Origin of the sequence: Brevundimonas sp. EYE_349 (assembly GCF_023147505.1) — a bacterium.
Lineage (GTDB): Bacteria > Pseudomonadota > Alphaproteobacteria > Caulobacterales > Caulobacteraceae > Brevundimonas.
Genome location: NZ_JAHXPB010000009.1, coordinates 1 through 23587, shown reverse-complemented (window position 1 = coordinate 23587; position 23587 = coordinate 1). Strand labels below are relative to the sequence as shown.

Annotated in this window: 20 protein-coding genes and 1 pseudogene; 8 read left to right on the top strand and 13 right to left on the bottom strand. The window is 68.1% G+C overall.

Annotated elements, in window-relative coordinates:
* Positions 1 to 66: 66 nt before the first annotated feature.
* From rbfA to KZX42_RS14855, 5 genes are all read right to left on the bottom strand, one after another.
* Positions 67 to 525, bottom strand: coding sequence for a 30S ribosome-binding factor RbfA (gene rbfA / locus KZX42_RS14875; protein WP_248120563.1), 459 nt, complete (start codon positions 523 to 525; stop codon positions 67 to 69).
* Between the two features lie 66 nt (positions 526 to 591).
* Positions 592 to 1290: a DUF2459 domain-containing protein gene (locus KZX42_RS14870; protein ID WP_248120561.1), complete on the bottom strand. Its 699-nt coding sequence runs from the start codon at positions 1288 to 1290 to the stop codon at positions 592 to 594.
* Complete coding sequence (locus tag KZX42_RS14865) at positions 1287 to 1850, bottom strand: hypothetical protein (RefSeq protein WP_248120559.1); 564 nt, start codon at positions 1848 to 1850, stop codon at positions 1287 to 1289. Before KZX42_RS14865 ends, KZX42_RS14870 begins: the two co-directional genes overlap by 4 nt.
* A gap of 66 nt (positions 1851 to 1916) precedes the next feature.
* Entirely contained in the window at positions 1917 to 2600 is a 684-nt protein-coding gene (locus tag KZX42_RS14860; RefSeq protein WP_248120557.1) for an outer membrane lipoprotein carrier protein LolA, read from the bottom strand.
* A gap of 187 nt (positions 2601 to 2787) precedes the next feature.
* Entirely contained in the window at positions 2788 to 5211 is a 2424-nt protein-coding gene (locus KZX42_RS14855; RefSeq protein ID WP_248120764.1) for a DNA translocase FtsK, read from the bottom strand.
* Positions 5212 to 5350: 139 nt separating this feature from the next.
* Between KZX42_RS14855 and KZX42_RS14850 the strand changes: the two genes are divergently transcribed.
* A complete protein-coding gene (locus KZX42_RS14850; protein WP_248120556.1) occupies positions 5351 to 6607 on the top strand; it encodes a UbiH/UbiF/VisC/COQ6 family ubiquinone biosynthesis hydroxylase in 1257 nt (418 codons plus the stop codon).
* Here the strand turns inward: KZX42_RS14850 and KZX42_RS14845 are convergent.
* The 5 genes from KZX42_RS14845 to dapF all read right to left on the bottom strand — a co-directional run bounded on the left by KZX42_RS14845 (position 6604) and on the right by dapF (position 12078).
* Positions 6604 to 7419: a transglutaminase family protein gene (locus KZX42_RS14845; RefSeq protein ID WP_248120554.1), complete on the bottom strand. Its 816-nt coding sequence runs from the start codon at positions 7417 to 7419 to the stop codon at positions 6604 to 6606. The genes KZX42_RS14850 and KZX42_RS14845 overlap by 4 nt on opposite strands.
* 9 nt (positions 7420 to 7428) lie before the next feature.
* Entirely contained in the window at positions 7429 to 7833 is a 405-nt protein-coding gene (locus KZX42_RS14840; protein ID WP_248120762.1) for a YraN family protein, read from the bottom strand.
* A 5-nt stretch (positions 7834 to 7838) separates the two neighbouring features.
* Positions 7839 to 8711 (bottom strand): 16S rRNA (cytidine(1402)-2'-O)-methyltransferase, encoded by an 873-nt coding sequence (gene rsmI, locus KZX42_RS14835; RefSeq protein ID WP_248120552.1) that lies wholly within the window; start codon positions 8709 to 8711, stop codon positions 7839 to 7841.
* Complete coding sequence (locus KZX42_RS14830; protein ID WP_248120550.1) at positions 8708 to 11038, bottom strand: NADP-dependent malic enzyme; 2331 nt, start codon at positions 11036 to 11038, stop codon at positions 8708 to 8710. Before KZX42_RS14830 ends, rsmI begins: the two co-directional genes overlap by 4 nt.
* A gap of 212 nt (positions 11039 to 11250) precedes the next feature.
* Positions 11251 to 12078: a diaminopimelate epimerase gene (gene dapF / locus KZX42_RS14825; RefSeq protein WP_248120548.1), complete on the bottom strand. Its 828-nt coding sequence runs from the start codon at positions 12076 to 12078 to the stop codon at positions 11251 to 11253.
* A 41-nt stretch (positions 12079 to 12119) separates the two neighbouring features.
* On the opposite strand from dapF, the gene KZX42_RS14820 reads away from it, so the two are divergent.
* The 4 genes from KZX42_RS14820 to KZX42_RS14805 all read left to right on the top strand — a co-directional run bounded on the left by KZX42_RS14820 (position 12120) and on the right by KZX42_RS14805 (position 18364).
* On the top strand, positions 12120 to 12914 hold the full coding sequence (locus KZX42_RS14820) for a potassium channel family protein (RefSeq protein WP_248120546.1): 795 nt from the start codon (positions 12120 to 12122) through the stop codon (positions 12912 to 12914).
* Between the two features lie 87 nt (positions 12915 to 13001).
* Positions 13002 to 15182 (top strand): prolyl oligopeptidase family serine peptidase, encoded by a 2181-nt coding sequence (locus KZX42_RS14815; RefSeq protein WP_248120545.1) that lies wholly within the window; start codon positions 13002 to 13004, stop codon positions 15180 to 15182.
* Between the two features lie 163 nt (positions 15183 to 15345).
* Entirely contained in the window at positions 15346 to 17556 is a 2211-nt protein-coding gene (locus KZX42_RS14810) for a prolyl oligopeptidase family serine peptidase (RefSeq protein ID WP_248120543.1), read from the top strand.
* 58 nt (positions 17557 to 17614) lie between these two features.
* Positions 17615 to 18364 carry a DUF1223 domain-containing protein gene (locus KZX42_RS14805; RefSeq protein ID WP_248120540.1) on the top strand — a complete coding sequence of 250 codons (750 nt, stop codon included), beginning with the start codon at positions 17615 to 17617 and terminating at the stop codon, positions 18362 to 18364.
* A gap of 2 nt (positions 18365 to 18366) precedes the next feature.
* Here KZX42_RS14805 and KZX42_RS14800 read toward each other — a convergent pair whose 3' ends face one another.
* Genes KZX42_RS14800 through glpK form a run of 3 tightly spaced genes read right to left on the bottom strand, consistent with a single transcriptional unit; the run spans position 18367 to position 21587 of the window.
* Complete coding sequence (locus KZX42_RS14800; RefSeq protein WP_248120539.1) at positions 18367 to 18933, bottom strand: cysteine hydrolase family protein; 567 nt, start codon at positions 18931 to 18933, stop codon at positions 18367 to 18369.
* Positions 18934 to 18945: 12 nt separating this feature from the next.
* Positions 18946 to 20022 carry a phosphotransferase family protein gene (locus KZX42_RS14795; protein ID WP_248120537.1) on the bottom strand — a complete coding sequence of 359 codons (1077 nt, stop codon included), beginning with the start codon at positions 20020 to 20022 and terminating at the stop codon, positions 18946 to 18948.
* A 47-nt stretch (positions 20023 to 20069) separates the two neighbouring features.
* Positions 20070 to 21587 (bottom strand): glycerol kinase GlpK, encoded by a 1518-nt coding sequence (gene glpK, locus KZX42_RS14790; protein ID WP_248120535.1) that lies wholly within the window; start codon positions 21585 to 21587, stop codon positions 20070 to 20072.
* A gap of 56 nt (positions 21588 to 21643) precedes the next feature.
* On the opposite strand from glpK, the gene KZX42_RS14785 reads away from it, so the two are divergent.
* From KZX42_RS14785 to KZX42_RS14775, 3 genes and pseudogenes are all read left to right on the top strand, one after another.
* A complete protein-coding gene (locus KZX42_RS14785) occupies positions 21644 to 22624 on the top strand; it encodes a threonine/serine dehydratase (RefSeq protein WP_248120533.1) in 981 nt (326 codons plus the stop codon).
* Positions 22625 to 22688: 64 nt separating this feature from the next.
* On the top strand, positions 22689 to 23144 hold the full coding sequence (locus KZX42_RS14780) for a MaoC family dehydratase (RefSeq protein WP_248120531.1): 456 nt from the start codon (positions 22689 to 22691) through the stop codon (positions 23142 to 23144).
* Positions 23145 to 23400: 256 nt separating this feature from the next.
* A pseudogene (locus KZX42_RS14775) lies at positions 23401 to 23587 on the top strand (cell envelope biogenesis protein OmpA); the annotation flags it as partial.

Here is a 23587-nt window from a genome sequence, read left to right as displayed (position 1 = left end):
CGCTTCGCGCTACTTGAGGCCGCGTCGCTTGGCCTATCGCGCCTCGCCCTAATTGAGGCCTAAACATCAGGCGTCGCCCTCATCCTCTCCGTCGCGTCGCTCCAGGTCGGCGCGGACGCGAGGGTCGTCGAACAGGCGGTCGATGTGGCTGGCGGCGTCGAAGCTTTCGTCGTGACGGAAGCGCAGGTCGGGCGTGAACTTCATGTCCAGCCGGCGACCCAACTGACCGCGCAGGAATTTGGCGTGGGCGTTCAGCGCCTTGATGATCTCGCTTTCGTGGCCGGCGGTGGGGGCCGTCTCGACCCCGGCGCCCAGCGGCTCCACGAAACAGGTGGCGTGTTTCAGGTCGGGCGACAGGCGCACCTCGGTCACGGTGACGGACACGCCGACCAGGGCCTCGTCGTGGATATCCTCTTCGCGCAGGATGTCGACCAGGGCGTGACGGATCAGCTCGCCGGCGCGCAGTTGACGCTGGCTGGGTCCGGCGGGACCGGAGGCGTTTCGGGTATGTTGCTTGTGGGCCATCGGCCTCTCCTTCGTGTTCGGCCCGCTGGGGATCGGACCCGGCCGGATAGGCGAAAGTCGGGCGGTCTAGTCTCGCGATGGTCGCGTGTCCAGTTTTCGCTCCGGGGCCTTGGCCCTTTCCGCCGCCCGCACGGACCGCATCACCTCGGCCGAGGTGATCGACCGGACCGGCCGAATCGGCACGCCTGCGGCGTTCAGCACGCCAGAAGTCCAGTGGTTGCACAGATGGCCGATGGAGAAGGTCTCGCGACTGGCGAAAAACCGCGCGTCGTCGCCGGGGCGGGCCGCGACGACCCGGGGCGAACCTCCGTACAGCGCCAGAGATTGTTCGACGCGGGTCGCCATCCGGTCGAACTGCGCCTGCGTCAGGATCAGGCGCGCCACCTCACCGCCATGGCCTGCGCCGGGATCGACGCTGACCGGGTCCAGCATGACGACCGATGCATTGCCTGGCCGGAAAAAGGCGCGGGCGCCGTCCGGCAGGCGATCCGCGATCGGGCTCTGATCCACATAGAACCGCGCGTCGCCCCAGCCGATCAGAATCCAGTCGCCGGACGCCAGGCTCGCCGTCGCATGGGCTAGGGGGCCGCCGCGTCGTATCAAAGCGGCGCGCGGCATGGCCAGGTCGGTGTGAAAGCCGTTGTCCAGCACCTGAACGACCACCGTATCGCCTACCGCGCTGATCGCCGCCGCGCCCGGCCGGGTCCACGTCCACAGGGCGGCGGCGACGCCGATCAGGGCGGCCAGGATCAGCGCGCGGATCATCGGTTGAAGTCTCTAACGGCGCACAGCCGATCCGCGGAGGCCAGGGCGCCGGGCGGCGGACCCTGGCGCACCGGCATCAGCAGAAGGCCGTTGCGTCGCACCGCCAAGGCCAGCCAGCCCACGGCCTGACCGGCGCACAGCCGGCTGTCCTCGTCGGCGACGACCCTGCGGATTTCGATCTGGGCGGCGGCTGGCGCGCCCATGACGTCGGCGAAGGTCCGGGCGGCGTCGGCCTTCTGGCCCGCGCCCACCAACCTGTGCGGGGTGGTGGTCAGCCGACCTGCGCCCTCGATGGTCAGGGCGCCGCCTTCGGCCTGGATCGTGAGGGGCGAAAGCGCGTCTGACCCGGCGGAGACATAGCGTCCCCCGACCACCGGATCGCCGATCACCACCTGCCCCTTGGCGCCGGATCCTGCGGGCGCGGCGCCCGGCTCGATCAGGCGGTTCAGGGCCGGTTCGACCACCAGGGCGCCTAGCAGAAACAGGCCGAACGCGCCGACGCCGACCGCCGCGGTCCATTTCAGCGATGGGACGCCGGACGGCGGTACGGTCGCGCTCATGCCCGGCAGCTTAAGGGAACAGGGGTTGAGGAATGGTCACCTGACCACCCCCGCCCCCGCGCGCAATCAGTTCCGGCCGGGGCGGCGCGTCGGGTCGCTGAGCTGGAACAGGCGCGCTGACAAGTTCGACGCCGGTTGCAGCGACGTCAGTTGCGTGCGGGTGCGCGCGCCCTGCGGATCGGTGATCGTCCATTCGTGCAGCCGCACAGGGTCGCCCGCGAAGGCCAGCACCACCTGACCGTCGTTCGGCCGGCTGGCGTCGCGCGCCGTGATGGCGAAGGCGCCCGACGCCATGCGCGTCACCCGCTCGATGCGGACGCCCTGGTCCAGGCGGACGTTGCGCGCCAGGAAGGTGGACAGGGGCGTGCGGCCCAGCGGCGCCTGTTGGAAGGTGTTCAGGCGCGGGTCGTAGCGTTTGACGTTATAGCCGTCAGACACCACCAGCAGCCCGGCCGGGTCGGTGTATTCGAACCGCATCTTGCCCGGACGCTGCAGATAGAACCGGCCCTGGCGGGTCTGGCCGCTTGGGCCCGTCTCGGTGAAGGTCCCCTGGGCCGAGGTCAGGGCTTGCAGATAGCCCTGCGCTTGCTGCACCACCGCCCGGTCGTCGGCCGACAGGTTGGACTGGGCATGGGCGGCGTCGAAGGCGCCCAGGGCGATCAGGCCGGTCGTCAGGCCCGCGCCCAGCAGCAGGCTGCGGCGGTGCAGGTCGGCGGCTGGCAGGGCCAAGGTCTTGGTGCGCGAGGTCATGAAGTTCGTCTCCCGTTCGGGATGGTTGTCGATCCTGCCGTCTTGCCCGGTCGGCTTGGCGTCGGAATGACGCGAGCCTGACCATATTCCGGCGCTGCGATGAAGCCCTGTTCATCGAAATGCTGAAGCTTGGACGCGATAGCGGGTCAGACAACGGCTCCGAGCCGCAGCCGTTCCTCGATTTTCGTCACACCATCGGCGGCGGGCCGGCCAGGACGTCGCGCTTGCCGGCGTGGTTGGCGGGGCTGACCACGCCTTCCTGCTCCATCCGCTCGATCAGGGAGGCGGCGCGGTTGTAGCCGATCTGGAGACGGCGCTGGACGTAGGAGGTCGAGGCCTTGCGGTCTCGGGTGACGACGGCGACGGCGCGATCGTACAGGTCGTCGCCCGATCCGCCACCGCCGCCCTCGTCATAGCCGTTGTCGCCGTCGCCGTCCGGCTCGTCGGTGATCAGATCCAGATAGTCGGGCTCGGCCTGCGCCTTCAGGTGTTTGCAGACGTCCTCGACTTCCTTGTCGTCGACGAACGGGCCGTGCAAGCGGGTGATCCGGCCGCCGCCGGCCATATAGAGCATGTCGCCCTGGCCCAGCAGCTGCTCGCCGCCCTGTTCGCCCAGGATGGTGCGACTGTCGATCTTGGACGTGACCTGGAAGGAGATCCGGGTCGGGAAGTTGGCCTTGATGGTGCCGGTGATGACGTCCACCGACGGGCGCTGGGTGGCCATGATCAGGTGGATGCCGGCGGCGCGGGCCATCTGGGCCAGACGCTGAACCGCGCCCTCAACGTCCTTGCCGGCGACCAGCATCAGGTCGGCCATCTCGTCCATGACCACGACCAGGAAGGGCAGGGGTTCGGGGCGGATCTTCTCGGACTCATAGACCGGGCGGCCCTGGTCGTCGAAGCCGGTCTGGACCGTGCGTTCGAAATGCTCGCCCTTGGCCTGGGCCTCGCGGGCGCGCTCGTTGTAGGAGGCGATGTTGCGCACGCCCAGCTTGGACATGCGGCGATAGCGGTCCTCCATCTCGCGCACCGTCCATTTCAGAGCGACGACCGCCTTCTTCGGATCGGTCACGACGGGCGCCAGCAGGTGCGGAATGCCGTCATAGACCGACAGCTCCAGCATCTTGGGGTCGATCATGATGAAGCGGCATTCGGCCGGGCTGTGGCGATACAGGATCGACAGGATCATGGCGTTGACCCCCACCGACTTGCCTGAGCCTGTGGTGCCCGCAATCAACAGGTGGGGCATCCGCGCCAGATCGGCGACATAGGGTTCGCCGCCGATGGTCTCACCGAGCGCGAGCGGCAGCAGATGGCCCTTCTTGTCGTATTCGGCGCTGGCCAGCAGGTCGCGCAGATAGACGGTCTCCCGCTTGGCGTTGGGCAGTTCGATGCCGATGGCGTTGCGCCCCTGAACCACGCTGATGCGGCAAGCGCGGGCGGACATCGAGCGGGCGATGTCGTCGGCCAGGGCCACGACGCGGCCATGCTTCACGCCCGGCGCCGGCACCAGCTCGTACAGGGTGACCACCGGGCCGGGACGGATCTGATCGATCACGCCGCGCACGCCGAACTCCTGCAGCACGCCTTCCAGCATCTTGGCGTTTTGTTTCAGAGAATCCTCATCGACCGAGGCGGTGCGCTGGCCAGGCTTGCTCAATATGCCCAGCGGGGGAAGGTCGAAATCCCCTTCAGGCCGGGTGAAGTCGAAGGCCTGCTGATCCAGATCGTCCTTCCGAGCCTTGGGCGCCTTGACGGCCGCGACGCGCGGTTCGACGGATTGCGCGGCCGCGCGCGCCGCGCTGGGGGGCAAGGGCGCGGCCTCCTCCTCCCATGGCGGCAGGTCTTCGTAGGCGGTCTGCGGGCCGGCATCCTCTGACGGATCCGTCTCGACAGGCGAAGGCGCGTCCTGGACAGGCGCGGCGCGGGGCGCTCGCGCCTTGGGCGGGGCCTTTTCACGCGCGGGCTTGGCCGGCGCGCGCGGCGCGGGCGCCTTTAACGACCGTCCCCAATGCAGGGCGTCCAAGAAGTCCATGGCCCTCAGGCCGATGGCGAAGCCAACTAGCCACAGGCCCGCGATCAAGAAGATCAGGCCCGCGATGATCCGCGCGCCGGGAATGTGCAGGGCGCCGATGGCCTTGGCCGTCACTCCGGTCAGAGCGTCGCCCCACAGACCGCCCAATCCGGCCGCCAAGGGCCAGGCCGCGGGCGCCGCCAGCGCCGCCAGCGCCGCCGACAGGGCCAGGGTCCCGCCGGTCGCGGCCAGGGCCTTCAACGGCGTGGGCTTCAGCCGCTGCTGGATCGCGTCCCCGACCGCCCGCGCCAGACCGAAGGCGACCAGCAGCAGGGCGGCAGGCCAGGCGGCCAGGCCCAGCGACTGCATGAACAGGTCGGCGAACAGGGCGCCGTTCGCCCCCAGCCAGTTGGTGGTCGGCAGGGTGGAGGCCGCATTCAGACTGGCGTCCGCCGGATTCCAGGACAGCAGGGCGATCAGCAGCAGCGTCGCCAACAGCGCCTGCAGCACCCCCCGGAACCGCACCACGAACGGCGCGTCCCACAGGATGCGGGCGCTGATCCAGGCCTGGCGGCCGATGACGAGGGCGGTGGACATGAAGGGGCGAGCCTTCCGGGCGGCTGACATTCGACCGTCCTTTTCGCACCCACAGGGTTAAGGGGCTGTTTACCAGCTTGGCCGTGCGCGGACGTTTCGCCCTCTGGACCTTTCGGCCGCACGGGGCGACAAGCCTGTCATGTCCGAGATCGAACGCCATGACATCATCATCGCCGGTGCGGGCCTGACCGGGGCGGCCTTCGCCCTGGCCGCCGCGCAAGGCGGGCTGAAGGTGGTGATGATCGATCCCCAGCCGTTCGACGCCCAGCTGGCGCCGACCTTCGACGGCCGTTCGACCGCCATCGCCTTCTCGACCTTCCGCATGTTGGACGCCCTGGGGCTGGGCGAGGCGCTGCGGCCGCACGCCTGTCGCATGGACCATATTCTGGTGACGGACGGTCGCCGACCGGGCGCCGCCAGCCGCCCGGCCTCGCCCGCCTTCCTGCGCTTCGACGCCGAGGAGATCGGCGGCCGGACGGGCGGCGAGCCGCTGGGATACATGGTCGAAAACCGCCGCATCCGCGCCGCCCTGGCCCAGGCGGTGACGGCGGCCGGGATCGCGGTCCGGGCGCCGGCGGCCGTCGCGACCGTTGCGACCGACGCCGGCAGGGCGACGGTGACCCTGGCCGATGGCGCGGTCCTGACCGCCCCCCTGGTGGTGGGCGCCGAGGGACGCGGCTCCATCGTGCGCCGCGCGGCGGGCATCGAGACCGTCGGCTGGGCTTATGGCCAGAGCGGCGTGGTGGCCACGGTGCGGCTGGGTCGCGACCACGGCAATGTCGCCCACGAATATTTCCTGCCCGGCGGCCCCTTCGCCATCCTGCCGCTGACGGATCAGCGCGCCAGCTTGGTCTGGACCGAGACGACGAGACGTGGCGAGGCCTTGCGCGACGCCTCGGACGCCGCCTTCCACGCCCATCTGATGCGGCGGTTCGGCGAATTCCTGGACGGCGCGACGGTCGAGGGGCCGCGCTTCGTCTATCCGCTGTCGCTCAGCCTGGCCGAGACGCTGGTCGCCCCCCGCATCGCCCTGATCGGCGACGCCGCCCATGGCGTCCACCCTGTCGCGGGTCAGGGGTTGAACATGGGACTCAAGGACGCCGCCGCCCTGGCCGAGGTGCTGGCCGAGGCCGCGCGCCTGGGCGAGGACATCGGCGCCGAGACCGTGCTGGACCGCTACGCCCGCTGGCGCCGGTTCGACAATGCGGCCCTGGCGGCGGGCTTCGACGCCTTCGTACGCCTGTTCTCCAACGACATCGCGCCAATCCGTCTGGCGCGCGACCTGGGCATGGCGGCGGTCAACCGCATCGGCCCCCTGCGTCGCGCCTTCATGCAGGAGGCCGGCGGCGCGACCGGCGACCTGCCCCGGCTGCTGCGCGGCGAGGCGGTCGTCTAGTTCAGTTGCAAGCGCACGCGCTCGAACGTCGTGAAGCGCCGCGCCTCTTCGGCGCCGTCTAATCCGTGGGCGCGCGACAGGGCCTGGAGCGAGCCGGCCAGGGCGCCCTGCTTCTCGCGCGCCGAAGCGACATCGAGCCACGGCCGGTGGTCCTCCGGGTCCAGCAGGGCGCGGCGCAGGGCCGAGCGTTCCGCCGCCTCATAGTCGCGGTCACGGATGGCCCGGCTGAACAGAACGTTCTGCAGCCGGATCAACGACTGCCGGTCCGTCACCGGCGCCATCAGTATGTCCAGCCGGTCAGCCACGTGCGGCGTCAGCCCGGCGCGGAGGGCCCGGCGGGTCAGTTCGCTGGGCAGGATCAGCCGTCCCTGGCTGAAGGGGTCCAGCGCCACCGGCCCCTCCGCCGTCTCGACCCGAACCATGAAATGCCCCGGAAAATCCACGCCCGCCGCCGCTATGCCCGCATGGCGCGCCGCGTGCAGATAGAAGACGGCCAGGGCGGCGGACAGACCGCGTCGCCGCTCGGCCACCTGGATGATGTCGGTGTTGGCCGGGTGATCGTAGTGGATCAGGTCGCCGTTCAGCCGCAGGTCCGCGCATAGAGTCTCGGACAGGGCGTCGTCGGGCCCTTCGCCGCCCAACCGCTCCGTCAACCGCGCGCAGGCGTTCCGGGCCAGGGCCCGGGTCGGTTCGGGATCGCGCAGGGGATGATCGTGGATGGCGCAGGCGATCGCCGCCTCCAGCAGGGGGAAGGCCTCGTCGTCGGCCTCCCCGGCCGCCGTCAGGATACGTTCGGCCTCCTCGCGGGTCATGCCGTTCCTTCAACCGCCTCGTTCGACGCCGCGAAGATGACGCGGAAAGCGCCAGGGAGCCAGCGCCACAATATCAATTCTCAAGTCCAGCCCTTTCAGGGTCGGCCGATTGCGCCGGATCGCCTCGCCCGCCGCGACCAGCCGGTCGAACTGGGCGGGCTTCAGCGCCAGTCGCGCAGCCTGAATGGTGGCGCGTCGTTTGACCTCCACGACCGCCAGCACCCGGCCGCGGCAGGCGAGAAGATCGATCTCGCCGGCCCGGCTCTTCAGGCGAAAACCCAGGATTCGATAGCCGCGCAGCATCAGCCAGAAGGCCGCGACCCATTCCGCCGCATGGCCCGCCCGGAACGCCGTCCCGCCCTTCGCCTGACGCCACGCCGCCTTGGGGCGGCGGACGGGCGCGGGACGGGCCAGCCGCCTCACTTGGCCTTCAACGCCAGCGCGCGGCGATACAGGGTCTTGCGGTTCAGCCCCAGGGCCTTGGCGACCTCGGAAGCGGCGTCGCCGGTGGACAGGGTCTGCAAGGCGTCGATCAGGGCGGCGTCGGCGTCGGCCTCGGTCGCCTGAACCTCCTCGCCTGGGCCCACGACCACGACGATCTCGCCCTTGGGCGCATCCAGGCGCGGATCGACGGCCAACTGGTCCAGCGGACCGCGCACGCATTCCTCGTAGAGCTTGGTCAGTTCGCGGGCGACAGCGGCGGGGCGCGGCCCGAGGACGGCGGCCATGTCGGCCAGGCTGTCCTTCAGGCGCGGCCCGCTTTCGAAGAAGACCAGCGTCTGGCGCTGACCCTTCAAGGCTTCCAGCGCGGCGGTGCGGCCGGCCGTCTTGGGCGGCAGGAAACCGGCGAACAGCACCCGGTCGGCGGGTAGGCCGGCGATGCACAGGGCCGCCAGCAGGCTGGAGGCGCCGGGGATCGGATGAACCGGCAGGCCCTCGGCGATCACCGCGCGCGCGACGACGAAGCCGGGGTCGCTGACCAGGGGCGTGCCGGCGTCCGACACCAGGGCTACGACCTGACCGTCGCGCAGCCGGTCGATGGCCTGTTCGGCGGCGCGGCTCGACGCATGGTCGTCGCAGCGTTCCAGCTTCGCCTTCAGCCCATAGGCGCTCAGAAGTTTGGCGGTGACGCGGGTGTCCTCGGCCAGCACCAGATCGGCGGCGGCCAGAACGTCCAGCGCCCTCAGCGTCATGTCGCGCAGGTTCCCGATCGGGGTGGCGACCAGATACAGGCCCGGCTCCACCCGCCGGGGCGGCGGGGCGGCGGCGGGAAAGACCGAGGCTTCGCTCAAGGTTCGACCACGGCCGCCGGCGGACGCGGCGCCGAGGTCAGGCCCGATCCCTGGAAGGCGGGACCGGCGTCATAGGCGGCGAAGGTGGCTGCGGTGATGATCTCGCTGACCGAGGCGCCCAGGGACACGATCTGCACCGGCTTCTCCAGACCGACCAGCAGCGGGCCGATCACGGTCGCGCCGCCCAGGGCCTGAACTAGCTTGGTCGAGATGGCGGCCGAATGGATGGCGGGCATGACCAGAACATTGGCCGGCTTGGTCAGGCGGTTGAAGGCGTAGGCGGGATGGCCCTTGGGATCCAGCGCGACCTCAGGCGGCATTTCGCCCTCGTATTCGAAGTCGACGCCCTTCTTGTCCAGGATGCGGATCGCTTCGCGCACCTTCTCGGCGCGGTCGCCGGGCGGGTTGCCGAAGGTGGAATAGGACAGGAAGCCGACGCGCGGATTGCGGCCCAGCTTCCTGACGGTCTCGGCGGCCTTGATGGCGATGTCGGCCAGTTCCTCGGCGTTCGGCAGTTCGTGGATGGTGGTGTCCGCGACGAACAGGGTGCGGCCCTTGGCCAGCAGGATCGACAGGCCGATCAGGGTGTCGTCCACGTCCAGCACGCGCTGGACCTCCTTCAGCGCCATGTTGAAGTTGCGGGTCACGCCCGCGACCATGGCGTCGGCCCGGCCCTTGGCGACCAGGGTGGCGGCGAAATAGTTGCGGTCCTGGTTGATCATCCGCTGCACGTCGCGTCGCAGATAGCCCCGGCGTTGCAGTTTCTCGTACAGCCAGTCGGTGTCTTCGGCGTTGTTCGGCGAGACGCGGGCGTTGGTGATCTCGATGCCCAGATCATCGAAGTTCAGGCCCGCCTCGGCGGCGTTCTGACGGATCAGATCCTCGCGCCCGACCAGGATCGGCGTGCCCAGTTCCGCCTGTTTGAAGCCCCAGGCGGCGCGGATGACGGCCGGCTCCTCGCCCTCGGCGAAGACGATGCGCTTGTCCGGCCCGCCGCGCACGGCCGAGTTGATCTTCTGCATCAGGGCGGCCGACGGATCGACGCGCGAACGCAGGGCGTCGCGATAGACGTCCATGTCCTCGATCTGGACGCGGGCCACGCCGGTGTCCATCGCCGCCTGGGCGATGAAGGGCGGGATGTACCAGATCAGGCGCGGATCGAACGGGGTCGGGATGATGTAGTCGGGGCCGAACTTCAGCTTGCGCCCGCGGTAGGCGGCGGCCACCTCGTCCGGCACGTCCTCGCGCGCCAAAGCCGCCAGGGCCTGGGCGCAGGCGACCTTCATCTCGTGGTTCACCCGGCGCGCCCGCACGTCCAGGGCGCCCCGGAACAGATAGGGGAAGGCCAGGACGTTGTTGACCTGGTTCACATAGTCCGAGCGGCCCGTGGCGATGATGGCGTCCGAACGCACCGACTGGACGTCCTCGGGCGTGATCTCGGGATCAGGGTTGGCCATGGCGAAGATGATCGGATTGGGCGCCATGGACGCCACCATCTCCTTGGTGATCGCCCCCTTGGCCGACAGGCCCAGCACCACGTCGGCGCCGACCATGGCCTCGGCCAGGGTGCGGAACGGGGTGTCGGTCGCATGGGCGGCCTTCCACTGGTCCATGCCGTGTTCGCGACCCTTGTAGACCACGCCGTCCCGGTCGCAGATCACGGTGTTTTCGGCCTTCACGCCCGCCGCCTTCATCAGGGCGATGGAGGACAGACCCGCCGCCCCGGCGCCGGCCAGCACCACCTTGACCTCGTCCAGCTTCTTGCCGGCGATATGGACGGCGTTGATCAGGCCGGCGGTCGAGATGATGGCCGTGCCGTGCTGGTCGTCATGGAAGACGGGGATGTCCAGCAGGTCCTGAAGCTCGCTCTCGATGACGAAACATTCCGGAGACTTGATGTCCTCCAGGTTGATGCCGCCCCAGGTGTCGCCGATGTTCTTGACCACGGTGATGAACTCGTCCGGGTCGGTGGTCTTGACCTCGACATCGAAGCTGTCGACGTCGGCGAACCGCTTGAACAGGACCGACTTGCCCTCCATCACCGGCTTGGACGCCATGTGGCCCAGATTGCCCAGGCCCAGGATGGCGGTGCCGTTCGAGATCACGGCCACCAGATTTCCCTTGGCGGTATAGTCGTAGGCCTTGTCGGCATCCTCGGCGATGGCCAGCACAGGCACGGCCACGCCCGGCGAATAGGCCAGCGACAGGTCGCGCTGGGTCGCCATCGGCTTGGTCGGCGCCATGGAGATCTTGCCCGGCGTCGGGATGCGGTGGAAATCCAGGGCCTCCTGGTCGGAGAAGGTCTGTTTTTCGGTCTGATCGGGCATGGCTTCAGGCGTTTCCGGCGCGTCGTTCTGATTGGCTTTGTCTGTTCCTAAAGCGCGGGCGCAGGCGGGACAACCGGCCAGGCTCTATCGCCCGCCTGCCCGTCCTGGCGGGCGCAGCCGCCGCAGCCGGGGCCGCGTCACGTCCAGCGTGTGCGAAAAAGGTGATCGGCGCGCGCCTGTCCGTGCGGATTTCCGCAAGGCGGCGGGTTTCGTCAGGTCAGAACGCCAGTGCGCTCGATCTCGACCGGGCCGGTCATCAGCACGTGATCGGTCTCGGCGCTCCATTCGATGACCAGTTCGCCGCCGTCCACCACCACGGTCGCCTTGCGTTCGGTCAGCCCCCGACGCGCCGTCGCGACCAGGGCGGCGCAGGCGCCGGTGCCGCACGCCTTGGTCAGGCCCGCCCCCCGCTCCCAGACGCGCAGACGGATGTGATCCCGGTCCAGCACATTGGCGAAGCCGACATTGACCCCTTGCGGGAACAGCGGGTGATGCTCGACCAGAGAGCCTGACCCGGCGACGAAGTCGTCGTCCTGGCGGTCGGTGAAGAAGACGACGTGGGGATTGCCCATCGAGACGGCGCCCGGGGTGTGCAGGACAGGATCGTCGATGGGGCCGACCTGAAGCTCGATCCCGCGCGTGTCCATGTCTTCGGCCAGCGGCACCTGGGCCCAGTCCAGGCGAGGCTTGCCCATGTCCACCGTCACGCGGTGATCGCCCGCGCGGGTCGCGACGGTCGGGCCGCCAGCCGTGTCGATGACCACACGATCCGCGCCGTTGGCCTGCATCAATAACCAGCCGACGCAGCGCAGGGCGTTGCCGCAGGTCTCCACCATCGAACCGTCCGCGTTCCAGACCCGCATGAAGGCGTCGGCCGTGTCTGACGGCTCGATGGCGATCAACTGGTCGAAGCCCTCGCCCGTCGCGCGGTCGCCCAGCGCGCGAATCTGGTCTTCAGTGGGAGCGAACGGCTGTTCCAGCGCATTGACGACGACGAAATCATTGCCGGCGCCGTTCATCTTGACGAAAGGACGGGTCATGCAGGCCATATAGGCGCAATCCCCGCGCCCCGGAAACCAGCGTGCTGCACACCGAAACCGACCCCAAGGACGACGGCCTGCGCCTGCGTGCGCGGCTGCGATACCTTTATCACGGCAGTCGGCCGGCCGCAGTGAAGTTCCGCCTGACGGTGATCGCCGTCGATTTCGCCATCATCGCCTTCTTCCTGGCCTCGCCGATTCTTAAGAACATGGGGTGGGCCTTCTATGCGCTGGACTATCTGGTGGCGACGATCCTGGGCCTGGATCTGGCGGCGCGGGCCTATGCCTATTCCGACATCAAGGACTGGCTGAAGCGGCCCATCGTCTGGCTGGACCTGTTCATCCTGGCCACCCTGCTGTTCCCCGCCTGGCTGTTCAACCTGGGCTTCCTGCGGATGATGCGGCTATGGACGGTGCTGAACTCGGACTTCTTCTGGCGCACCGTTGGGGCGCGGTTCGACGACACGCGGGTCGAGGGGATCGTGCGGGCTCTGTCCAGCCTAGTCACCTTCGTTTTCGTCACGACCGGCTTCGTCTATGCGACCTTCCTGGGGCATGACGGGATCGCCGGCTATGTCGACGCCCTCTATTTCACCGTCGCGACCCTGACCACGACCGGCTTCGGCGACGTGACATTGCCGGGATCGATGGGCAAGCTCTTGTCCATCGCCATCATGCTGGTGGGCATCACCCTGTTCCTGCGTCTGGCCCAGGCCCTGATCAAGCCGCACAAGGTCCGCTATCCGTGCGAGGCCTGCGGTCTTCAGACCCACGATCAGGATGCGGTCCACTGCAAGGCGTGCGGCAATCTGCTGTGCATTCCCGACGAGGACTGATCGCGGTGTGACAAAAGGGTTGGGCTCCCCGACTTGCCGCCGCCTGCGCCGCCGCTAAGGTGCCGGCTTCGTTTTCGGGGACTGTCCATGATCCGCTCTTCCGCCGTCGCGCTCGCGGCGCTTCTCGCCTCCACCAGCCTGACCACGGTATCCATGGCCCAGACCCCTGCCGCTTCTCCCGCACCCGCTCCAGCCTCTGGCGGCTTCGCCTCCAGCGAGGCGACCGACCCCTATGTCTGGCTGGAGGATGTGGAGGGCGAGCGGGCCATGGCCTGGGTGCGCGAACACAACGCCCACTCGCTGGGCGTGCTTCAGGGCGATCCGCGCTACGAGACCCTGCATCAGGAAGCCCTGGCCATCGTCCAGGCCCAGGACCGCATCCCCTCGCCCGGCTTCACGCACGATGGCCATATCGACAACTTCTGGCAGGACGCCCAGCACGTGCGCGGCCTGTGGCGTCGCACCACGCTGGACAGCTATCGCACCGCGACGCCGGAATGGACGACGATCCTGGATGTCGACGCCCTGGCCGCCGCCGAGGGCCAGAACTGGGTCTACAAAGGGGCGATCTGCCTTCAACCCGAGGAACGCTACTGCCTGATCAGCCTGTCGAACGGCGGCAAGGACGCCGTGACGCTGCGCGAGTTCGACAGTGTCGAGCGCAAGTTCGTCGAGGGTGGCGTCGTCCTGCCGGAATCCAAGGGCGGTGCGTCCTGGATCGACAAGGACACCCTGCTGGTCTCGCGCGACTTCGGCCCCGGCACCCTGACCAACTCGGGCTATCCGATGGTGGTCAAGCGGATGAAGCGCGGCCAGAGCCTGGATCAGGCCGAAACCCTGTTCACCGGCCAGCCGACGGATGTGTCGGTGTCCGGCTATACGCTGCGCGACGCCGACGGGATGGTGAAGGCGGTGCTGATCAATCGTTCAGTGGACTTTTATTCGTCCGAGACCTGGCGCGTCGGCGATGACGGCGCCCTGACGCAGTTGCAGCTGCCGGCCAAGTCCGACATAAGCGGTCTGGTCGACGGCCGGCTTCTGGTGTCGCTGAAGCAGGACTGGGCCGCGCCGTCGGGTCAGGAATTCAAGACCGGCGACCTGATCGCCTGGCCGCTGCAGGCGTGGCTGGCCGACCCGGCGACCCCGGCCCAGTTGGTGGTGCGCCCGACCGAGCGTCAGGCCATCGAAGGCGTCAACGTCACGCGCAACCGCCTGGTCGTGGCCCTCTACGACAATGTGCGCGGCTCGGTGCGGGTCTATACGCCGGGCGATGGGGAATGGGCGCATACGACGCTGGACCTGCCGCAGAACGTCTCGGTCGGCGTCGGCTCCGCCTCTGAAAAGGACGACAAGGTCTTCGTCAGCGTCACCGGCTATCTGAACCCCTCCAGCCTGTGGCTGGCCGATGCGGCGACCGGCGCGGTCGATCAGGTCAAGTCCATGCCGGCCAAGTTCGACGCCGCAGGCATGACGGTGGACCAGCACGAGGCCCGCTCGGCCGACGGGACCCTGATCCCCTATTTCGTGGTGCATAAGTCGGACATGCCGCTGGATGGATCGAACCCGACCCTCCTCTACGGCTATGGCGGGTTCGAAAGCTCGCTGCTGCCCGGCTATTCGGCCACGGTCGGCAAGCTGTGGCTGGAGCGGGGCGGCGTCTATGTCATCGCCAATACGCGCGGCGGCGGCGAGTTCGGCCCCCGCTGGCACGAGGCGGCGCTGCAGCAGAACCGCCAGCGCGCGCACGAGGATTTCCAGGCTGTGGCCCTGGACCTGATCGCCCGCAACATCAGCAGCCAGCCAAAACTGGGCATCATGGGCGGCTCGCAGGGCGGGCTGTTCATGGGGGCGATGCTGACCCAGCGCCCGGACCTGATCAACGCCGCCGTCATTCAGGTGCCTCTGTTCGACATGCTGCGCTTCCACAAGCTGCTGGCGGGCGCCTCTTGGAAGGGCGAATACGGCGACCCGGACATTCCCGAGCAGCGCGCCTGGATCGAGCAATATTCGCCCTACCAGAACCTGCGCGCGGGCCAGCCCTACCCCGAGGTCTTTATCCACACCTCGACCAAGGACGACCGCGTCCATCCGGGCCACGCCCGCAAGGCGGCCGCGCGTCTGGAGGCGCTGGGCTATCCGGTCCTGTTCTACGAAAACGTCGACGGCGGCCACGCGGCGGGCGCCAACCTGCGTGAAACCGCGCGTCGTCTGGCGCTGGAATACACCTATCTGTCGCGCCGTCTGATGGACACGCCGACGCAGGAATAGTCCTTTTCCGATCCTCCCCCATGAAGCGAAGCGAAATGGGGGAGGGGGACCACGAAGTGGTGGAGGGGGCGACCCCGAGCGCCCTGTCTGGTTCCGCCCCCTCAACCGCCCGACGGCGGTCCCCCTCCCCCGATGGGGAGGATCAGATTTGCGGAGTATTCGAATGCGTCACCTGATCCTGTCCGCCGCCATTCCGGCGCTTCTGCTCGGTGCCTGTAGTTCGGTGCCTGCTCAGCAGTACGCAGAATATAACGACCCCCCAGTGATGATCCCGCGCGAAGCCCCGCCCCACTTCCCCCGTGACCTGACGCCCGCCGGCGTCGCGGCGGCGGACGATCATCTGGCGCTGGAGCAGGTGGACGGGGCCGAGGCCATGGCCTTCGTCGCGGAAGAAAACCGCAAGTCCCTCGCCGTCTTGACCGGCGACCCGCGCTACGAGACCTTCCGGGCCGAGGCCCAGGCCATCCTGACCGCGACCGACCGCATCCCCAGCCCGTCCTTCCTGGGCGACGGCGTCGGAAACTTCTGGCAGGACGCGAACAATCCCAAGGGCGTCTGGCGCCGCACGACGCTGGCCAGCTATCGCACCGCCACGCCGCAGTGGGACACCCTGCTGGACATCGACGCCCTGTCCAGGGCCGAGGGCAAGGACTGGGTGTTCAAGGGCGCCGACTGCCTGGCGCCCGACGACGCGCGCTGCCTGATCATGCTGTCGGACGGCGGCAAGGATGCGGTGGTGGTGCGCGAGTTCGACCTGCCGACCAAGCGGTTCGTCGAAGACGGCTTCCGCCTGCCCGAGGGCAAGCACCGCATCGAATGGCTGGACCGCGACACCCTGCTGGTCGCCACCGACTTCGGCGCCGGAACCATGACCGAGTCCGGCTATCCCTTCATCGTCAAGACGCTGAAGCGCGGCCAGACCCTGGCCCAGGCGACCGAAGTCTATCGCGGCAAACAGGGCGACGGCGGCTATGGCGTCAGCCCCGCCGTCTATCGCGACAAGGACGGCAAGGTCACGGCCGTCATCATCACCCGCCCGCTGGACACCTTCCGGTCCGAGACATGGCAACTGACGGGGGACGGCAAGACTCAGAAGCTGGCCCTGCCCGAGCGGGTCGGGATTTCAGGCGTAATCGACGGCCGTCTCGTGTTCTCGCCGGACCAGGCTTGGCGCTTTGACGGTCAGGACTACGCCGCCGGGTCGCTGCTCGCCTTGCCGATGGCGGTGTTGGGCGAGACGCGGATCGACATTCTGATCGACCGCGATCGCGCTGTCGTCTTCGAGCCAACGGCCCGCCAAGCGCTTCAGGGCGTCGCCGTCCTGTCCGACACCATTGTTGCGGCCATTACGGACAATGTAGCCGGACGACTGATGAAATTCCGCCCCGGTGAAACGGGTTGGACCGCTTCCTCTATCGCGGTTCCCGACAATCTGGCGGTCGGTCTGGGCGATAGCTCCAAGTCACGCGGCGAGGTCTTCGTCTCGACCCAGGGCTTCCTCGTGCCGCCGACCCTCAGTCTGGCCAATGTCGGCGCGGCGACCCTGACCACGTTGAAATCCGCCCCGGCCAAGTTCGACGCCTCGCGCGACATCACCGAACAGTATGAGGCGATCTCCACCGACGGGACCAAGATCCCCTATTTCATCACCCGGCCGCGCGACATGAAGCTGGACGGGTCGAACCCGACCATCATGCTGGGCTACGGGGGTTTCCAGGTCAGTCTGAACCCCGCCTACAAGCCCGAGATGGGCAAGCTGTGGCTGGAGCGGGGCGGCGTCTTCGTTCAGGCCAACATCCGCGGCGGCGGCGAGTTCGGTCCCGACTGGCACCAGGCGGCGCTGAAGGAAAACCGTCAGCGCGCCTTCGACGACTTCGCCGCCGTGGCCCGTGATCTTGAGCAGCGCGGCGTCACCAGCCCGCGTCGCCTGGGCATCTATGGCCGCTCCAACGGCGGTGTGCTGACCTCGGTCTCGATCACCCAACATCCCGAACTGTTCAATGCGGCGGTGATCGAAAGCCCGCTGGTGGACATGCTGCGCTATCAGGACCTGCCTGCGGGCGCCTCGTGGATCGGCGAATACGGCGACCCGCGCATCCCCGCCGACGCCGCCTTCATCGCCCGCTATTCGGCCTATCAGCAGCTTCGCCCCGGCGCCGCCTATCCGCGCGTCTATCTGACCACCAACACCCGCGACGACCGCGTCCACCCCGGCCATGCCCGCAAGTTCGCCGCGCGCCTCGGCGACCTGGGCTATGACCACCTCTATTACGAGGACACGGCGGGCGGTCACTCCAACGACGCCGATCCCGTCGCCAACGCCCGTCGCTGGGCCCGTCACTATGTCTATCTGGCTCAGCAACTGATGGATTGAGTCGGGCTCACGGACTTATGAGGCGCTCTGCTGAACGTCGAAGTTTAAGAACACGGCCATGAGAACCACGGGCTGGGTCATTGCAGGCACGGTGATGGCGGGCGCCGTTCTGTCGATGGGCGCTTCCGCCCAGCCGACGGGCGCGCGTCCCGCCGCCACGCGCCATGCCGCCAACACCCCGCCGGTGGTGATCGAGCTGTTCACCGCCCAGGGCTGCGGCAGTTGTCTGGAGGCCAATGCGGCGGTCGAACGGGCGGCGGCCGAGCCGGGCGTGATCGCCCTGACATACGGCGTCGATTATTGGGACTATCTGGGCTGGACCGACACCTTCGCCCAGCCCGAGTTTTCGGAGCGCCAGCGCGCCTATCGCGCGGCCCTGCGCCTGCGCGGGGTTTCGACCCCGGAAGTGGTCATCGACGGCCGCCGCCAGATGTCGGGCGCCCGCGCCGCCGAACTTGAGGCCGCCATCGACGAGGAGGCCAGCCGCCTGAACTGGCCGCCCCAGATCGAGTTCCGAGAGACCGGCGACCGGGTCGGCATCGGTTCAGGCCGCGCGCCCGTCGGCGGCGCCGAAGTCATCGCCGTCACCTATACGCCAGGCCCCCAGGTGGTTCAGGTCCGCAGCGGAGAGAACCGGGGCCAGTCGGTGCGCCACATGAATGTGGTGCGCGACATCAAACGCCTGGGCGACTGGCGCGGGCGTCCGGTGCTTTATGTCCTGCCGGAAGTCCGCAGCGGCGAAGCCCTGGCCATTCTTGTTCAGACCAAGACGGATAGACGCATCATCGGGGCGAAGATCAGAAGCTAGGCTTAGCTGTCCGACACGCGGATCGCGGCCGCTGGCGCCACCGTTACTATCCGCGACCCCGCGTCAAAGCCTGACAGAAGCCGATTATGGTGCGCCACGATCTGATCCGCCGTCAGGACGCCGAAATCCGAGGTGGCATGACCATCCTCGACCAAAACCACGTCAAAGCCGTTCGACACGGCGCGCCGCACGGTCGTGTCCACGCAGAACTGCGTCATGCAGCCGCCGACGATCAGGCGATCGATTCCTCGTTCCTCCAGCCGCGCCTGCAAATCGGTTTCGTGGAATGAATCGCAGCTACGCTTGTGAACGATGATCGTCTGATCGCTGGGCGCGATTTCAGGCCTGAAGCGCCAGCCCTCGGCTCCGACGGCCAATCGATGTCCGAGGTCGCCATCGTGTTGCACCAGGACAACCGGCATTCCTGCAGCTTCGGCCGAGGCTTTTAGGCAGCCGAGGCGCGATGAGACCCTGTCGAGTTCGCTATCGATTACAGCCTGTCGATCCGGCGTCGCAACGCCCTGCAGGATGGCCTGCTGGACGTCGATGATCAAAAGCGCGGTCTTCATTCGGCGTCCCTATCAGGCGCCTGCTTTCTTCGCAAAGCCCCAGGCGGCTTCGCTGAGCGGGCCGACCTGGGCGGCCATGGTCCTGGCGTGGGCGCTGGCGGCGGTGCCGTCGCGAACCCGGCCTGCGATGCCCTGACAGATGGCCGCCAGGCGGAACAGGTTGTAAGCGTAGAGCCAGTCCAGATTGGCCGGCCTCATCCCGGTCGCGGCGGCATAGCGTTCGACCGTCTCTTCGACCGAAGGAATGCCCAGCGCCTCCAGGTCCGCCCCCGCCAGACCGTTGCGCAGGTTCGCCGGAATGGCCCAGGCGATCAGCAGATAGGAGAAGTCGGCCATGGGATCGCCGAGGGTCGACAGCTCCCAGTCCAGCACGGCGCGCACTTCCGCGCGATCGGGCGCCAGGATCATATTGTCCAATCGCAAGTCGCCGTGGACGATCCGGCTTGGGCCTTCCTGCGGCAGGCTGTCGGGCAGGAAGGCGATCAGGCGGTCCATGGCCGCGACGGATTCGATCTCCGAGGCCCGGTATTGTTTGGTCCAGCGCCCGACCTGACGCGCGAAATAGTTTCCGGCCTTGCCATAGTCCGCCAGGCCGATGGCGACGGGATCGAAGCCGTGAAGCCGAGCGAGGGTGTCTGTCTGGGCCTCATAGACGGCGCGCCGTTCGGGTGGCGTCAGGCCGGGCAGTTTCAGGTCCCAGAAGATACGGCCCTCAACCTTGTCCATCACATAGAAGATCGAGCCGATTACGCCCTCGTCCAGGCATAGGGCGTGGGGCTTGGCCACGGGAAAGCCCTGGGCGGCCAGGGCGGAGATGACCTGATATTCGCGGTCCACCGCATGGGCGCTGGGCAACAGGACGCCGGGCGGCTTGCGTCGCAAGACATAGGCGGCGGTCGGGGTGATCAGCTCATAGGTCGGGTTGGACTGTCCGCCCTTGAACTGGCGCACAGTCAGCGGGCCGGCGTAGCCGGTGACGTGGTCCGCCATCCAGGCGTCCAGCGCGGCGTCGTCCAGCCGGTAGCGGGGATCGACCTCGCGCGTGCCGGAAAAGGCGGCCTGGGCGTCGATAGAAGAGGCGTCGGTCATGGGCGGCCCGGTCAGTCCTGTTCGCGTTTCCTGTCGCCGTCCGGGTCTCAGGCCCGGTTCGGCGCGGCGATGATGGCGGCCTTGACCGCGCGACGCCAGCCGGAAAGCAGCCGTTCGCGCTCGGCCTTATCCATGCGTGGAGACCAGCGCGCAGGCGCCTCGGCCGGGCGCGCCTCCAGATCGGAAACCACGCCGACGCCCAGGGCGGCCAGCCGCGCGGCGCCAAGCGCAGTCATCTCCTGGAAGGCCGGGCGTTCCACCTCGACCTGACAGATGTCGGCGACGAACTGCATGGCGAAACTGTTGGCGGTTACGCCGCCGTCCACATTCAGCGTCTTCAGCGGCGGGGCGCCATCCTCGGCCAGAGCGTCCAGCAGGTCCCGCGTCTGATAGGCCAGGGCCTCCAGCGCCGCACGAACGAAATGGGCGGGGCCGGAATCTCGCGTCAGGCCGATGATGGTCCCACGCGCTTCGGGCTCCCACCACGGCGCGCCCAGGCCGGTGAAGCCGGGGACCAGATAGACCCCGCCATTGTCGGTCAGGTCCTGAGCCATCGCTTCCGACTGGCGCGACTGCGAGATCATGCCGACCCCGTCCCTCAGCCACTGTATCGCCGACCCGGCCGAGAAGATGGAGCCTTCCAGCGCATAGGCCGTACGTCCGGGGGCCTGATATCCCAGCGTGCCCAGCAGACGCCGCGTCGAGGCGACGGGCCGGTCTCCGACATTGGCGACCAGGAAGGCGCCGGTGCCATAGGTGATCTTGGCGTCGCCGGGTTTCAGCGCGCCGTGACCGACCAGGGCCGCCTGTTGGTCGCCCGCCGATCCGGCGATGGGCAGAGGGCGGCCGAACAGGGCCGCGTCGCTTTCGCCGATAACGCCCGCGCAGGGAACGATGGCCGGCAGGGCCATGCGCGGGACGTCGAACAGGGCGCAAAGATCCTCGCGCCAAGCGACCGTCTCAAGGTCCATCAAAGCGGTGCGTGACGCATTGGTGGCGTCGGTCGCATGCACCCGACCGCCGGTCAGTTTCCAGATCAGCCAGGCGTCGATGGTCCCCAGCTTGACCTCGCCCCGCGCCGCCCGCTCGCGCCCGCCCGGAACGGCGTCCAGCAGCCATGCGAACTTGGTCGCCGAGAAATAGGGATCCAGGATCAGTCCGGTCGCCGCCTGCACCTTCGGCTCATGACCTTCGGCCGTCAGTCGCGCGGTCACGTCGGCTGTCCTGCGGTCCTGCCAGACGATGGCGCGGTGCAGCGGCTCGCCCGTCGTCGCATCCCAGATCACAGCCGTCTCGCGCTGATTGGTGATGCCGATGGCGGCGAAGCGGGCCACGCCGCCGGCCTTGCGAACGACCTCGCGGCAGGTCTGGAGCGTCGCCGTCCAGATTTCGCCGGCGTCATGCTCCACCCAGCCGGAACGCGGAAAATGCTGGGCCAGTTCGATCTGGCTGACGGCGGCGGGACGCAGGTCGCCCGCCTCGCCCGACGCCGTCTTCGCCCCGCTCTCGAAAGCGATCGCCCGCGTCGAGGTCGTGCCCTGGTCGATGGCGAGGATCAGGCTCATGGATTTTCTCCCTGCGGCGGCTTGGGCGACGCCGACGTTGCGGTCTATGGGAGCATATGACCACGCACCGGCCCAGCTATGAAGGCGTTCTGGACGCCGCCCGACAGATCCACGGCTTCGCCGTCCGCACGCCCCTGATCGAGAACCCAGCCCTGAACGCCTGCGTGGGCGGCCGGGTTCTGATGAAGGCCGAGACGCTGCAACAGTCCGGGGCCTTCAAGTTTCGCGGCGCCTACAATCGCATCAGCCGCCTGACGCCAGACGAGAAGGGGCGCGGGGTTGTGGCCTTCTCCTCCGGCAATCATGCGCAAGGGGTCGCCGCCGCCGCCGCCTTGGTTGGCGCACCGGCTCTCATAGTGATGCCGTCTGACTCGCCCCAGGTTAAGGTCGATGGGGTGATCGCCTTCGGAGGCGAGGTGCGGATGTACGATCGCTGGACCGAAAGCCGCGAAGCCATCGGCGCCGCCATCGCCATCGAGCGCGGGGCCGTTCTTGTACCGCCCTTCGACGACCCCTTCATCATCGAAGGCCAGGGTACGGTCGCCCTGGAGATTCTGGACCAGGCGGATGAACCGCTGGATCAGTTGCTGTGCGGGGCCTCGGGTGGGGGGCTGATGGCCGGGATCAACCTGGTGATGGCCGAACGCAGCCCCGCGACCTCGGTCCTGGTGGTGGAGCCGGAAGCGTTCGACGACACCGCCCGGTCACTGGCTGCGGGCGAACGAGTCGGGCGCCCGCAAGGGGCGCCGTCGATCTGTGACGCCCTGATGGCGCCGATGCCGGGCGAACTGACCTGGCCGATCAACCGGCGCCTCGCCGGCGCCGTCACCGTGTCGGACGCCGAGGTCGCCGAGGCGATGCGCTTCGCCTTCCGTCACCTGAAACTGGTGATCGAGCCGGGCGGCGCGGTGTCCCTGGCGGCGCTTCTGGCCGGCAAGGTCGAGACAAAAGGGCTCACGACCGTCATCGTCCTGTCCGGCGGGAACGTCGATCCTGGCCTTTACGCCCAGATCATCGAAGGCCGTTTCGCCAGCTGAGGGGTTTTATTCGTCTCGCCACTGGGTCACCCTCCCGCAAAATCGAAAAGGGAGCGAGGACACGATGACGCAGGCCAGTGAACTTCAAGCGCTGATCGGTCGAGAGGTAGGGCTGTCGAAATGGTTTGAGGTCGATCAGGCCCGGATCGACGCCTTCGCCGATTGCACCGAGGATCACCAGTTCATCCATGTCGATCCCGAAGCCGCCAGAGCGACGCCGTTCGGCGGAACCATCGCCCATGGGTTCCTCACGCTGAGCCTGGCCTCGGCCATGAGCTACGACGCTGTGGCGCCTCTGGACGGGGTGATGATGGGCGTCAACTACGGCTTCGACAAGCTTCGGTTCTTGGCTCCCGTGCGCGCCGGATCGCGCATTCGCGGTCGGTTCAAGCTCCTGTCCGCCGAAGACAAGGGCGGCGGCCGCTGGCTGCTCAAGCACGAGCTGACGGTCGAGATCGAGGGCGAGGACAAGCCGGCCCTGATCGCCGAATGGCTGGGCATGCAGATGGTCCGGGCCTAAAAGGCCGCCGCCAGATGTCGCCAATGCTCGCTCAAGTTGGACGTGCCGGGGGGTGAAGATTGTGACGTTGGGGGGATCATAAGTCAGCGAAACTTCGACCAAGTTCCAAATTCGTCTGTAGCATCAACGTCACGGTGGCCGCAGAAGCACCGATATCGGTCACGTTTCCGCCTCGACATTCCAAGGCAAGGCTGGTAAGACCCGCCTAGGCGGTAGACCCGCCCCCTTATAAACAGAGGCGGAGGGATACCCCCTTATGCGTATGAAGACTTTCGTGCTGGCTTCCAGCGCAGCGGCCGCCCTGGCCCTGTCGGCTGGCGCCGCATCGGCGGAACCCAATGGTTGGTACGGCGCCATCGACGCCGGTTATCACACCATGGACGACATCACGGCCGAGTCGTCCACCACCGGCGCAAGCTGGAAGTATGAAGTGAACAACGGCT

Coding starts and splice junctions, on each gene's coding strand:
- rbfA (WP_248120563.1), bottom strand. CDS start 525: ATGGCCCACAAGCAACATACCCGAAACGCCTCCGGTCCCGCCGGACCC.
- KZX42_RS14870 (WP_248120561.1), bottom strand. CDS start 1,290: ATGATCCGCGCGCTGATCCTGGCCGCCCTGATCGGCGTCGCCGCCGCC.
- KZX42_RS14865 (WP_248120559.1), bottom strand. CDS start 1,850: ATGAGCGCGACCGTACCGCCGTCCGGCGTCCCATCGCTGAAATGGACC.
- KZX42_RS14860 (WP_248120557.1), bottom strand. CDS start 2,600: ATGACCTCGCGCACCAAGACCTTGGCCCTGCCAGCCGCCGACCTGCAC.
- KZX42_RS14855 (WP_248120764.1), bottom strand. CDS start 5,211: ATGTCCACCGCCCTCGTCATCGGCCGCCAGGCCTGGATCAGCGCCCGC.
- KZX42_RS14850 (WP_248120556.1), top strand. CDS start 5,351: ATGTCCGAGATCGAACGCCATGACATCATCATCGCCGGTGCGGGCCTG.
- KZX42_RS14845 (WP_248120554.1), bottom strand. CDS start 7,419: ATGACCCGCGAGGAGGCCGAACGTATCCTGACGGCGGCCGGGGAGGCC.
- KZX42_RS14830 (WP_248120550.1), bottom strand. CDS start 11,038: ATGCCCGATCAGACCGAAAAACAGACCTTCTCCGACCAGGAGGCCCTG.
- dapF (WP_248120548.1), bottom strand. CDS start 12,078: ATGACCCGTCCTTTCGTCAAGATGAACGGCGCCGGCAATGATTTCGTC.
- KZX42_RS14815 (WP_248120545.1), top strand. CDS start 13,002: ATGATCCGCTCTTCCGCCGTCGCGCTCGCGGCGCTTCTCGCCTCCACC.
- KZX42_RS14810 (WP_248120543.1), top strand. CDS start 15,346: ATGCGTCACCTGATCCTGTCCGCCGCCATTCCGGCGCTTCTGCTCGGT.
- KZX42_RS14805 (WP_248120540.1), top strand. CDS start 17,615: ATGAGAACCACGGGCTGGGTCATTGCAGGCACGGTGATGGCGGGCGCC.
- KZX42_RS14800 (WP_248120539.1), bottom strand. CDS start 18,933: ATGAAGACCGCGCTTTTGATCATCGACGTCCAGCAGGCCATCCTGCAG.
- KZX42_RS14795 (WP_248120537.1), bottom strand. CDS start 20,022: ATGACCGACGCCTCTTCTATCGACGCCCAGGCCGCCTTTTCCGGCACG.
- glpK (WP_248120535.1), bottom strand. CDS start 21,587: ATGAGCCTGATCCTCGCCATCGACCAGGGCACGACCTCGACGCGGGCG.
- KZX42_RS14785 (WP_248120533.1), top strand. CDS start 21,644: ATGACCACGCACCGGCCCAGCTATGAAGGCGTTCTGGACGCCGCCCGA.
- KZX42_RS14780 (WP_248120531.1), top strand. CDS start 22,689: ATGACGCAGGCCAGTGAACTTCAAGCGCTGATCGGTCGAGAGGTAGGG.